This is a genomic window from Pseudomonas sp. MIL9, from assembly GCF_016887925.1.
Taxonomy (GTDB): Bacteria; Pseudomonadota; Gammaproteobacteria; order Pseudomonadales; family Pseudomonadaceae; genus Aquipseudomonas; species Aquipseudomonas mohnii.
Window position 1 is genome coordinate 1 of the sequence record NZ_JAFEHE010000031.1, and the last position, 12788, is coordinate 12788.

Sequence of the window (12788 nt, forward strand, 5' to 3'; positions counted from 1 at the left end):
GCAGTGAAACGATGCATCGCCGATGGTAGTGTGGGGTTTCCCCATGTGAGAGTAGGTCATCGTCAAGATTAAATTCCGAAACCCCTATCTGCGTATGCAGGTAGGGGTTTTGTTTTTGTCCGCAGGAAAGTGTCGCTAAAAAAGGGATAGTCTGATGGCTATCCCTTTTTTCAACCCAAAGCGCTAGTGAAACTTCGGCAACACGTATTCCGCAATCTCTTCAATAATTTCTGCGACGGGTCGTTCACTGCGCCGTAGATGCAGGCCAACATGCTGTACCCCTGCTTCGCGCAATGCCTGAAGTTCGTCAATCAACGCCAATCGCCCACAAATACCGCCGAACCGTACTCGTCGCATGGGGGCGTGGGGGTTGTCTGCGAGATCCAGGTGAATGAAGCTGACATAAGGTTTTTTGCCGCCAACCTCGCGCCACAACCCGACTCTGCGACGATGTTCCTCGGGTGTGCCCGGATAGGCGAGCCAACCGTCCATGTGTTGACCAATCCACGCTGGAGATTGTTGGCCAAGACCCGCAACGAGCAACGGTGCTGACTCACCTCGCTCGGGAAGCAAGCGAGCCCCTTCGGGCAAACGACCTTCCCCTTGGCTGCGCAGCAATTCAACGGTATCGCGGAAGATTTCACCGCGCCGATCGTAATCCACGCCAAACAACGGATACTCCATCGGGCGGTCACCACTGGCTACGCCCAGCAGCAGGCGCCCGTCACTCAACTCATCGACACTGTTAGCCGATTTCAACGTCAGCCAAGGCTGACGCAGCGGCAGTACAACCGCCGCCGTACCCAGCATGATGTTTTCGGTAATGCCGGCCAGGTACCCGAGATAGGAAAAGGTTTCGAAAACCTGTGCCGCATCACCGAAATGCGGGTCATAAATCGGCACATCACGAACCCAAAGGGCACGAAAACCCGACTTGTCGGCCAGGCGCGCCATGGCCGCGTGCTGCCTCAGGTCCGGTACGCCAAAAGGTCGACCTTCGGCTATCCGCAGACGTTGACCGCCGCTGGACCAATCATTGTCGAGTGGCAGTTCCAGTCCGATGGAAAACCCATTCGGCCCAAGCAATCGTTGAAATCGTGGATGCATGTATAACTCCCAAAAAACAGAACGGAATGACATGCACCCAGTATTCACGGGCTAATCAGCAAGAAAAATGCACGAATGGGAATATCAGTCTTGATTAAGACGCACGAGTCAGCGGCAACCGAGATCACTTTGCGACGCTCAACGACTGCCCTTAGAGGAAATCGCACTAAAGTGACCGGGCAGTTTTTGTTATGGTGCAGCTCGTTTTTTAATGGACTGATTTCAAGCCCGCGGATCGGCACTTTCTCTTCAAAGAGTTGCTCCAGAAATGCCCGAACCGATACCGATCAAGGACCACGAAAATGAGACGCGCCTGGTCAACAAAAGGCTGATCGCCTGCGCCTTGTTTGTCGTCGCCATTACCTGCGCGCTGGTGGTGCGCATGTATGTCCTGCAAGTGGTCGAATTCGACTATCACTCCACGATCTCTGAAAACAACCGTGTCCACGTCCTGCCGATCACCCCGACTCGCGGGTTGATCTATGACCGCAATGGCGTGGTTCTGGCGGACAACCGGCCCAGTTACAACCTGACCATCACCCGCGAGCGCGCTTCGGACGTCAAACAAGAGCTGGACGAAGTGATCAACCTGCTGCACTTGCCTGCCGAAGACCGCGCGCTGTTCGACAAAGCGATGAAGCAGGCACGGCACCCCTTCGTACCGGTCACGCTGTTCTATGAGCTCAGCGAAGAACAGATTGCGGTGCTCGCGGTCAATGAATTCCGCTTGCCTGGCATCGATGTCGAACCGCAGTTCGTACGCCACTATCCGTTCGCTGAACACTTCGCTCATTCAATCGGCTACGTCGGTCGTATCAACGAGAAAGAATCCAAGGCCCTGGACTCGGTCGAATACCGTGGCACCCAATCCATCGGCAAAACCGGGGTCGAGAAATTCTACGAGTCGGAGCTGCATGGCCATGTCGGTTACGAAGAAGTTGAAACCAACGCTCAAGGGCGTGTGTTGCGAGTGCTCAAGCACACCGACCCGGTTCCGGGTAAAAACATTGTCCTGAGTCTAGACGTCAAGCTTCAGGAAGCCGCCGAGCAAGCCCTGGGTGACCGCCGTGGTTCGGTGGTTGCGCTCGATCCGTCGACGGGTGAAGTGCTGGCCATGGTCAGCAAGCCCAGCTTCGACCCGAATCTGTTTGTCACCGGCATCAGCTTCAAGGAGTACGCGGCGCTGCACGATTCGATCGACCGGCCGCTGTTCAACCGCGTGCTGCGCGGCCTCTATGCGCCGGGCTCGACCATCAAGCCGGAAGTCGCGATCGCCGGCCTCGATGCGGGTGTGGTCACGCCGCAGACCCGAGTCTTCGACCCGGGCTACTACCAACTGCCGGACTTCGATCACAAATACCGTAACTGGAACCACAGCGGTGACGGATGGGTGGACATGGACGCGGCGATCATGCGTTCCAACGATACCTACTTCTACGACCTGGCACACAAGCTGGGCATCGATCGCCTGCACGACTATATGGCGATGTTCGGTCTCGGTGAAAAGGTCTCGCTGGACATGTACGAAGAGTCTCCCGGATTGATGCCGTCCCAGGCCTGGAAGCGCGCCACGCGCCGCCAGCCGTGGTTCCCGGGTGAGACGGTAATCCTCGGCATTGGCCAGGGCTACATGCAAGTCACCCCGCTGCAACTGGCCCAGGCCACCGCGCTGATCGCCAACAAAGGGGTGTGGAACCGCCCGCACCTGGCCCGGACCGTGGACGGTGTCGCACCTGTGGATGAGCACCCGATGCCGAATATCCTGCTCAAGGATCCCCGTGACTGGGAGCAGGTCAATCATGGCATGCAGATGGTGATGCACGATGCCCGAGGAATTGCCCGTGCCGCCGCGGTGGGGGTGCAGTACCGCATCGCCGGCAAGAGCGGCACCGCGCAAGTGGTGGCGATCAAGCAGGGTGAGCGTTACAACCGCGCGAAGACCCTGGAGCGCAACCGCGACAACGCCTTGTTTGTCGGTTTCGCACCGGCAGAACACCCCAAGATTGTCATTTCGGTGATGATCGAAAACGGCGAGGCCGGTGGCCGCGTCGCCGGTCCCGTGGTGCGGCAGATCATGGACGCCTGGCTACTTGATCAGGACGGTCACTTGAAGCCGCAATACGCCGCGCCGAGCAAACCACCGGGCGATCCGCACGTCTGAAAGCCATCGCGATCCACCTGTCGAAACACAAACGCCCTACGGCACTTGCCATAGCCCTTACGTTAACGTAAAGATTGCGGCAGGGCGCCGTTGTACCAAGGCGCAGGGCGGACCGACCCGGAGCGCTTGATGACACTTATAAAAACAAATTCCCCCAAATTGCACCGCGAAGCCCGGCTGGCCCGGGAAAAGCTGCATCTGGAAGGTGAAGTACCGGATGGCGTCCTGCGCGCCGAAATCGATGCCTCGTGGCGGCGCAGCCTCAGCCATGGCGTGCATTTCAACGCCAAGCATGAACTGGCGCTGGAATCGACGGCGAGCCTGGATGTGTTGCTGGCAAGCAACCGGCTGCTGATCGACGCGGCACTGCCGGCGATCGATTACCTGGCCGAACGCCAGGGCAAGGAAGGGCTGATCATTCTCGCCAACTCCGAGGCGACCATTCTCGCGGTCGAAGGACGCGCTGACCGTCTCAAGGGCAGCGGCCTGCAAGACATCACCCTCGGTGCCTGCTGGAGCGAAGCCGTACGCGGCACCAATGCCCTCGGTACGGCGCTGGTCGAAGCCCGGCCGACCCTGATCGATTGCGGCGAACATTACCTGGATCGCCTCAGTGATTTTTCCTGCACCTCGGTGCCGATCCATTGTCCCCAGGGCGACATTCTCGGCGTCCTCGACCTGACCCGCGAAGGTCCGCTGGGCCGCGCCCACGACAGCACCGCGTTGCTGGCCATGGCCGTCAGCCAGATCGAAAGCCGGGTGTTCAACGCCAGCTATCCGGACGAAATCGTCCTGGCCTTCCACAGCCGTCGGCAGTACCTCGAATCCCCCTGGCAGGGTTTGTTGGCCGTAAGCCTCGGCGGGCAGATCCTCGCCGTCAGCGCCCAGGCCTGCCAGTTGCTGCATGCCGAGCGCTCGGCGCTGGTTGGTCGACGGTGCGAAGAGTTTCTCGGCGTCGATGGCCTGCAACTGTTGGCGCGGCTGCATCAGGGCGGTGTTGGCAGCCTGCAGACCGCCAAAGGCGAGTTCTTCTACAAAACCCTGCGTGCGCCGCAGCGTTCGATCAACGTCAGTACCCCGCCGCGCAGCGTCGCAAAACCCGCCAAGACCCAGCCGGACCTCGAATCCCTGGCCGGCAGCAATGTGCGTTATGCCCGGGCCCTGCGCATGGCCCGCCAAGGCCTGGCCAACGAACTGCCAGTATTGCTGTTGGGCGAAACCGGCACCGGTAAAGAAGTCATCGCCCGCGCCCTGCACATGGCGGGTAGCCGCGCCGAAAAGCCCTTCGTGGCGGTGAACTGCGCGGCCATTCCTGAAGGTCTGATCGAGTCCGAACTGTTCGGCTACCGCGAAGGTGCGTTCACCGGATCGCGGCGGGGTGGCATGATCGGTCGTTTGCAACAGGCCCACGGCGGCACGCTGTTCCTCGACGAAATCGGTGACATGCCGCTGGCACTTCAGGCGCGTTTGTTGCGCGTATTGCAGGATCGCAAAGTCGCGCCGTTGGGTGCTGGCGAAGAACAGGACATCGACATCGCACTGATCTGCGCCACCCACCGCGACCTCAAGCGTCTGGTGGAAGAACAACATTTTCGCGAAGACCTGTTCTACCGAGTCAACGGCATCAGCGTGATGCTCCCGGCCCTGCGCGAGCGCGAAGACTTCAGCGCGCTGGTCAGTCGTTTGCTGGCCAGACTCGATGCGCCCACGGTGGTGCTGCATGACGACTTGAGTCGTTTGCTCGGCGCTTATCACTGGCCGGGCAACATCCGCCAACTGGAGATGGTCCTGCGCACGGCACTGGCCATGCGCGAGCCAGGGGAAACCGTGCTCACCCTCGATCACCTGCCCGACAGCATGCTCGACGACCTGAGCGCCAGCGAACGACCGCAGTCCGGGAGTATTCGCGAAAACGAACTGGAGATGATTCGCCAGTCCCTGGACAGCCATCAGGGCAACGTCTCGGCCGCCGCCGACGCCTTGGGCATCAGCCGCGCGACCCTGTATCGCAAGCTCAAACAGTTGCGCTCGTGATGCAGCGCCTGATCGTTCGGCTGATCGACAGCCAGAACCCCGAAGCCCTGCAATCGTCGCTGCGCTGGCTCTACAGTTTCGTGCGGCCCCATCGACTGGCGATCGCCGGGCTGCTCGGCTTGTCGGTCTCTGCTTCGGCATTGGTGCTGGTGCAACCGTGGCTGACCAAGCTGTTGATCGACGATGGTTTGCTCGCGCGCAATTTCCCGATGCTGGTGCTGATCGCCGGGCTGATGATCGTCGCCGGGTTGCTCGGCACGGCGTTGTCCGGGATCAACCGTTATCTGCACACGCGCCTGTCCGGGCGCATGCTGTTTGCCCTGCGCGATGACCTCTATCGGCATTTGCAGACCCTGTCACCCAGCTTCTACGGTCAGCGGCGCATCGGTGACCTGATGTCGCGCCTCGATGGCGACGTGGCGGAGATCCAGCGTTTTGCCGTGGACTCGCTGTTTTCGGCGGTGTCCAGCGTGATTGGCCTGGTGGTGGCGCTGGCGATGCTGCTGACCCTGTCCTGGAAGCTGTCGCTGCTGGCACTGGTGCTGATTCCCCTCGACGTGCTCTGGCTGCGCTGGATGCGGCGCAAGGTCGAGCGTGATGTGCGGCAGTTGCGCGAGCGCTCGGCGGACATGTCCTCGTTCATGGTCGAGACGCTGCCAGTGATGAAATTCATCCAGTCCGCCGGTCAGCAGCAGCGCGAAGCGCGACGCCTGGAAAACCTGGGCCAGGGCTACATGAGCCAGTTGCTGCGCCTGCAAGTCACCGAGTTTTTCACCCAGGCCGTGCCGGGCACGCTGACCTCCCTGTCCCGCGCCTGCGCCTTTCTGATCGGCGGATACTGGGTGGTGCAGGGCACTTGGCAACTGGGCGCGCTGATCGCGTTTTCGACCTACCTGGGCATGGCCGTCGGGCCGGTGCAGAGCCTGCTCGGGCTCTATGTCGCCATTCAACGAATGACCGTCAGCCTCGGGCGCGTGATGGAACTGCGCGGCGAACAACCGACCGTACTCACTCCCGCGACGCCACAGCCGCTGCCGGCTTCTGGCGATCTGCGTTTCGATGACGTGCACTTCAGCCATCCGGGTCGATCGACCACCCTGCGCGGCATCCAGGCCTCCATACCCTACGGTTTGAAAGTCGCCTTGAGCGGCGGCTCCGGCGTTGGCAAATCGACCTTGATCGACCTGCTGCAGCGCCACCACGACCCGCAATCCGGTCGGGTGTTGCTGGGGGAGGTCGACCTGCGCGAACTCGACCTGTTCCAGCTGCGTCGGCGCATCGCCGTGGTCAGTCAGGACATCGTGCTGTTTCGCGGCAGCCTGGCCGACAACCTGGCCTATGCGGTGCCGGATGCCAGCCGCGAAGCGATTGCCGAAGTGGCACGGCTGGCCCAACTCGACAGCCTGATCGCCTCGTTGCCCGAAGGTCTCGACAGCCCGCTGGGTGAGCGTGGGCAGCAGTTGTCCGGCGGGCAAAAACAACGCATCGCGATTGCCCGCGCACTCTTGCAGGACCCTCTGATCCTGGTGCTCGACGAAGCCACCTCGGCGGTGGACGAAGCCACCGAGCGCGAAGTGATCGAGGCCATTGACCGCCTGTTCGCCGGGCGCACACGGATACTGATCAGCCATCGTCCTTCGACCCTGGCCGATGCCGATCTGCGCTTTGAATTGCTCGACGGCGTATTGATTTCCAAAGCGGTGCTGCATGAAGCCTGAGTTGCGTATTGGCGTGGTAGACAGCGGTCACTCGGCGGCGCAGCGGGTGCAAGTCATTGCCGGGCGGCGCTTTGCGTTGGTGGAGGACGGACTTACCGAGAGCGATTTGCACGGCGACCCCCTGGGCCACGGCAGCGCGGTCATTGAAGCCATCGGCCGCCGTGCGCCATCGGCACTGTTCTGCGTGGCCCAGGTGTTCGACCAGCGCGGCGTCACCAGTGCCTTGCAGATAGCCACGGCGATCGACTGGCTGGTGGCTCAGGATGTGCGGCTGATCAATTTGAGTCTCGGCCTGCGTCAGGATCGCAGTCTGTTGCGTGCCGCTTGCGCGGCGGCGGTGGCGAAGGGCGTATTGCTGTGCGCGTCCAGCCCGGCCCAGGGCGAGGGCGTGTTCCCGGCGAATTATCCACAGGTGCTGCGGGTGACCGGCGATGCGCGCTGCGCCGAACTCGAATGGTCGTGGCTCAACACCACCCAGGCGGATTTTGCCGCCTGCGTGCACGGCACTTATCCGGGGCAGTCGGGCGCCAGTCTCGGTTGCGCGGCGTTGAGCGGACATATCGCAGCGTTCCTGGTGGCACACCCCGAGGCGAGCAACGAACAGGTGATCGACTACCTGCAGCACAACGCCCGCTATCGCGGCCCTGAACGGCGTCTCGGGCCATGACCGCGATTGTGGTGCTGGGCGCCGGCCCGGCGGGTGCAGCCGTGGCGCTGGGGCTGCGGCGCCTCGGCTATGCCGTGACCCTGGTCAGCGAGTGGCGCCGGTTTGCCGCGCTGGAAGGCGTATCCGTGCGGGTGCTGGAGGCCTTGCGCGGTGCAGGGCTGCATCACGCTGTGGAGGAGGCGGCGTTGCCTTCGCAACGGCAGGTCAACTGGAACGGCCAGCAACACGCACAAAACATCGAATTCCTGCTGGATCGCCCGACTTTCGATCGCGGCCTGCGCCAAGACTTGCGCGCGGCTGGCGTGCTGTTGATCGAGGGCCGGGTGCTGGGCGTGCAGTCATTTTCCGATCGGCATCGCATCGACATCGAAGGACGCGAAAGCCTGAGCGCAGACTTTCTGGTCGAAGCCCGTGGGCGTCAGGCACCGGCGCTCGGCAAAGGCCTGCGCGGGCCGGAGACGGTCAGCCTGCTCAATCGCTGGCAAGGCACCCCGGGCGACACCGCCAGCGCCGTGGAAAGCCTTGAGGACGGTTGGGCGTGGATGGCGCGGCGGGCCGACGGCCAGTGCTACTGGCAATGGACTGTGGACGTGGACAGCGCCGGGTTGCCGGGCAAGGCGCAGTTGCTGGCGTACTGTCGCCAGCGGCGTCAGGATTCGGCCGTGGCCCAGGCATTTTTTGCCGGTGAAGCGGAGGTTGACCTGAACCTGCACGCCCGCAGCAGCACAGCCATCCTCAGCCCGCAGGTGTGTGGCGATCACTGGATACGGGTCGGCGATGCGGCGATGGCGGTCGACCCGCTGTCGGGCAATGGCATCTTTCAATCGCTGTCGTCGGCATTGCAGGCGCCGACGGTGATCAATACCCTGTTGCGCAAACCCGAACGGGCGGCGCTGGCCCAGCGTTTTCACCAGCAGCGAGTGGAACAGCTGTTTCTGCGGTTCGCACGGATCGGTCGGGATTTCTATGCCGATGAGCAGCGCTGGTCGAACCAGCCGTTCTGGGAGGCGCGGCGACAGTGGCCGGATGCCGAGATCGCCCATGCCGAGGCGGATTTCAGCGCGTTACGGATCGAGCGGGCACCGGTGTTGCGCAACGGGTTTGTCGATGAGGCCGAAGTGGTGATCACCGCGGATCAGCCGCTGGGGATCTGGCATGTACAGGGGGTTGAGCTGGCGCCGTTGGTACGGCGGTTGCGGACCGAGCCGGCCGAGCGGGCGCTGGCCGGGCTGACGGTGGAGCAGGGGAGGATGGTTCGCGGCTGGTTGTTGACTCAGGGATTCAAGCCCTGAGATTTGTGCTGTTTGGGCCGGCCTCATCGCGAGCAAGCCCGCTCCCACAGTGATTTGTGTGAGGCCGAAGAATTCAGCAACACCACAAAACCTGTGGGAGCGGGCTTGCCCGCGATGGCGTCCGGGAGGACGCCGCTATTACAACTTGATCAACACCGACTTCAACTCCGTGTAATGCTCAATCGCCGCATAGCCCATCTCGCGCCCGACTCCCGACATTTTGTAACCGCCGAACGGCAACGCCGGGTCCAGCGCGCTATGGCAGTTGACCCACACCGAACCGGACTTGATCCGCGGAATCATCCGGTGCACCGCCGCCAGGTCATTTGACCAGATACTCGCGCCCAAGCCGTAAGGGCTGTCGTTGGCCATGCGCAGCGCATCGGCTTCGTCATCGAACGGAATCGCCACCAGCACCGGGCCGAAGATTTCTTCCTGCACCAGTGAGTGCTTCTGATCGACGTCGACGATCACCGTCGGCTTGACGAAAAACCCCGGGCCGAATTGCTCGCCGCCGCAGGCAATGGTCGCACCGCTTTCCCGGCCTTTTTCGATATAGCCATACACCCGCGCCTGCTGGCGCGCAGAGATCAGCGGCCCCATCTCGACGCTCGGGTCCAGGCCGTTGCCGAGTTTCATGGCATTGGCGATACCGGCGATGTCCGCCACTACATTGTCGAAATGCTTGCGTTGCACATACAGGCGCGAGCCGGCGCAGCACACCTGGCCCTGATTGAAGAAAATCGCGCTGGCGGCGCCGGCGGCGGCGCTTGGCAGGTCGGCATCGGCCATGACGATGGTCGGCGACTTGCCGCCCAGTTCGAGGGTGACCCGGGTCATCGAGTCCATGGCGATCTTGCCGATCTGCTGGCCCACGGCGGTGGAGCCGGTAAAGGTCAGCTTATCCACCAGCGGGTTGTGGGTCAGTGCGGAGCCGGCGGTGATGCCCGTGCCGGTGACCACGTTGAACACGCCTTCGGGATAACCGGCTTCCAGTACCAGCTCCGCCAGTTTCAGTGCGGTCAGTGGTGTTTCATCGGCGGGTTTGAGCACTACGGTGCAACCGGTGGCCAGGGCCGGGCCGAGTTTCCAGCAGGCCAGCAGCAACGGGAAGTTCCAGGCAACGATGGCACCGACCACGCCCACCGCTTCGCGACGAATGAAGCTGTGAAACTGATCGTTGGGCATCAGCGGCAACGACACCTCGACGCTGGAGCCTTCGATCTTGGTCGCCCAACCGGCCATGTAGCGCAGGAAGTCGATGGCCAGCTGCACGTCCATCACCTGTGCGACGGCAGCGCTTTTGCCATTGTTCAGGCACTCCAGCTGCGCCAGCAGCTCGGCGTCGCGTTGCATCAGGTCGGCGAGTTTCCACAACAGGTTCTGCCGCTCCCGGGGGCGGGTACGGCTCCAGGCCGAGTCATCGAACGCCTGACGCGCGGCGAGCACGGCGCGGTCGACATCTTCCGGCGTGGCCCGTGGCACCACACAAAGCACTTCGCCGGTGGCCGGGTTGTGCAGCGGCATGGTCTGGCCGTCGGCGGCCTCGACCCAATCACCGCCGATAAGCATGCGCGGCGCGCGCTGGATAAAGGCCGAAGTGGCGGGAAGCAGATTAGGAAGCGACATGTTGAAACCTCGTCTTGTTCGTGTGCCGAGGTCTTTCGCAACGGTTGTGCCAATTGTGTTTTATCGGCGCGAAGGCCTGCTCTGCTGGGCGTGACCGGTATTTTTGCGGTTACCAGGAGATCGCTAAACGTCGCAAATTGCGACGAAGTGAGACGTTCCGATCACAACTCCCGGTAAGAGCGAGCCTGCTCGCGATGGACTAAAAAGCACTGTGTTTAGCCGGTAAGCACGCGTAATCGTTAACGACCATCGCGAGCAGGCTCGCTCCTACAGAAAGCTATGCTTGTCTCAGACTGAAACAGTTGTCGCGAAATTAAACGTGTTGCCGGGCCGGTATCCCGGGGAAAACACCCGCCGGTATCGGCAAATCATTGATTCAAAGAGGTTTTAACAAGCTGGCACGCTCCGTGTATTGCTCATCACAGACGTTTCTCTTGCCTCCGTCTGCGGTGCGCCGCCGACGGCAGAAACCATAAAAACGATAAGCCACAAAAATAATAAAGCACCGTGCGAGGTTCGACGTTGATGAAGAGAAGAATCCGATCAGGCATGAGCGCCAGCCTGCTGGCCGTAGCCGCTTGTATAGCGCTGCATTCGCCTCACAGCCTGGCAGCCCGCGACGCCCAGACCATCCTCAAGGAAACCTGTCAGGGCTGTCATACCCCCGAAGCCGATAACGCCCTGAGCCGCATCAGCCAACAACGCAAGACGCCGGAAGGCTGGTTGATGAGCATCGCCCGGATGCAGACCATGCACGGTTTGCAGATCAGCGATGAAGACCGCCGGACGCTGGTCAAGTACCTGGCCGACACCCAGGGCCTGGCACCCAGCGAGACCGACGGGGTGCGCTATGCACTGGAACGCCGGCTCAACACCGCCGAGAAATTCGACGAGCAGACCAGCCAGATGTGCGGTCGCTGCCACTCTGGTGCGCGGGTCGCCCTGCAACGACGTCCGGCCCAGGAATGGGAGCGTCTGGTGAACTTCCACCTCGGCCAGTGGCCGTCCCTGGAATACCAGGCCCTGGCCCGCGATCGCGACTGGTTCGATATCGCTCGCAAAGACATGGTGCCGCTGTTGGCCAAGCGCTATCCGCTGGACAACCCGGCCTGGAAGAAATGGCAGAGCGTGGCGCCGAAGTCCGACGCACTGGTAGGCGACTGGAGCTTCAGCGGTCACTTGCCGGGCAAGGGTGAACTGGCGGGTGTGATGAGCGTCAGCGCCGACGGCAGCGACACCTTCAAGGTCAGTGTCAAAGGCCAATACGCCGACGGCTCCCCGTTCAACGGCGACGGCAGCGCGATTCTCTACACCGGCTACGAATGGCGCGGCAACGTGACCATCGACGGCGTGACCATGCGCCAGGTGTTCGCCGCCCAGGGCAATGCGATGCAGGGCCGGATGTTTGAGGCCGAGCACGATGAGCGTGGCCTGGACTTCGTCGCCGCCAAACAGGGTTCCGCCCGTTTGCTGGCGGTGCAGCCGGGTTATCTGAAGGCCGGCAGCGAAAGCGAAGTCACCCTGATCGGCAGCGGTCTGAGTGGCAAGCCGAATTTCGGCAAAGGCGTGGAAGTGCTCGAAGTCGTCGAGCAGAGTCCGCAGCGGATCAAGGTCAAACTCAAGGCCGCCGCCAATGCCCAGCCGGGTCTGCGCGCGGTCACCGTCGGTACGCTGAAAGGCCCGAGCCTGTCGGTGTACAGCCAGATCGCCGAAGTCAAAGTCGTGCCTGAGTTCTCGGTGGCGCGGATCGGCGAGGGCGGCGGTTCGACGCCGAAAGTCCAGGGCCGTTTCGACGCCGAAGCCTGGGGCAAGGGCGCCGATGGCAAGCCGTATCGCATCGGTGTGTTCCCGGCGCAGTGGAAGGTCGAGGCCTTCGACGACCGCGCCAGGGAAGACGAGGACGTCAAGTTCGCCGGCACCATGCAGGCTGACGCGGGCGTGTTTACCCCGGGCGATGCCGGACCGAACCCGGCGCGCAAGATGTCCACCAACAATGCCGGCAACCTCAAGGTGATCGCCGCCGTCGACGACGCAGGGAAATCCCTGACCGGCGAAGGCCACATGATCGTGACCGTGCAACGCTGGAACAATCCACCCATTCCGTGAGGTTGAAACGTGAGCTGCACTGACAGCAAAGGCTTCAGACACTTTTCGGAATGACCGCAAGCCCCCGCAGAACG

At 62.2% G+C, this 12788-nt stretch carries 8 protein-coding genes; 6 read left to right on the forward strand and 2 right to left on the reverse strand.

Translation table 11 applies throughout. The features are described 5' to 3' along the window. Window positions 1-183: 183 nt before the first annotated feature. A complete protein-coding gene (locus tag JQF37_RS27790) occupies window positions 184-1107 on the reverse strand; it encodes a TIGR03571 family LLM class oxidoreductase (protein WP_130209312.1) in 924 nt (307 codons plus the stop codon). A 268-nt stretch (window positions 1108-1375) separates the two neighbouring features. Between JQF37_RS27790 and mrdA the strand changes: the two genes are divergently transcribed. The 5 genes from mrdA to JQF37_RS27815 all read left to right on the forward strand — a co-directional run bounded on the left by mrdA (window position 1376) and on the right by JQF37_RS27815 (window position 8979). Then, window positions 1376-3268, forward strand: coding sequence for a penicillin-binding protein 2 (mrdA, locus tag JQF37_RS27795; protein WP_103405880.1), 1893 nt, complete (start codon window positions 1376-1378; stop codon window positions 3266-3268). Window positions 3269-3397: 129 nt separating this feature from the next. Continuing rightward, complete coding sequence (locus JQF37_RS27800; RefSeq protein ID WP_130209310.1) at window positions 3398-5302, forward strand: sigma-54-dependent Fis family transcriptional regulator; 1905 nt, start codon at window positions 3398-3400, stop codon at window positions 5300-5302. Next, window positions 5302-7020 (forward strand): ABC transporter ATP-binding protein, encoded by a 1719-nt coding sequence (locus JQF37_RS27805; protein WP_130209308.1) that lies wholly within the window; start codon window positions 5302-5304, stop codon window positions 7018-7020. The genes JQF37_RS27800 and JQF37_RS27805 overlap by 1 nt, the downstream gene beginning before the upstream one ends. Next, on the forward strand, window positions 7010-7687 hold the full coding sequence (locus tag JQF37_RS27810; protein ID WP_130209306.1) for a S8 family serine peptidase: 678 nt from the start codon (window positions 7010-7012) through the stop codon (window positions 7685-7687). The genes JQF37_RS27805 and JQF37_RS27810 overlap by 11 nt, the downstream gene beginning before the upstream one ends. Further along, on the forward strand, window positions 7684-8979 hold the full coding sequence (locus tag JQF37_RS27815; protein WP_130209304.1) for an FAD-dependent monooxygenase: 1296 nt from the start codon (window positions 7684-7686) through the stop codon (window positions 8977-8979). Before JQF37_RS27810 ends, JQF37_RS27815 begins: the two co-directional genes overlap by 4 nt. Window positions 8980-9117: 138 nt before the next feature. Here JQF37_RS27815 and JQF37_RS27820 read toward each other — a convergent pair whose 3' ends face one another. Then, the gene (locus tag JQF37_RS27820) at window positions 9118-10608 is read right to left on the reverse strand and encodes an aldehyde dehydrogenase family protein (RefSeq protein ID WP_130209302.1); all 1491 of its coding nucleotides are present in this window, start codon (window positions 10606-10608) and stop codon (window positions 9118-9120) included. Between the two features lie 525 nt (window positions 10609-11133). On the opposite strand from JQF37_RS27820, the gene peaA reads away from it, so the two are divergent. Further along, the gene (gene peaA / locus JQF37_RS27825) at window positions 11134-12714 is read left to right on the forward strand and encodes a quinohemoprotein amine dehydrogenase subunit alpha (protein WP_130209300.1); all 1581 of its coding nucleotides are present in this window, start codon (window positions 11134-11136) and stop codon (window positions 12712-12714) included. The last annotated feature ends 74 nt before the right edge of the window (window positions 12715-12788 follow it).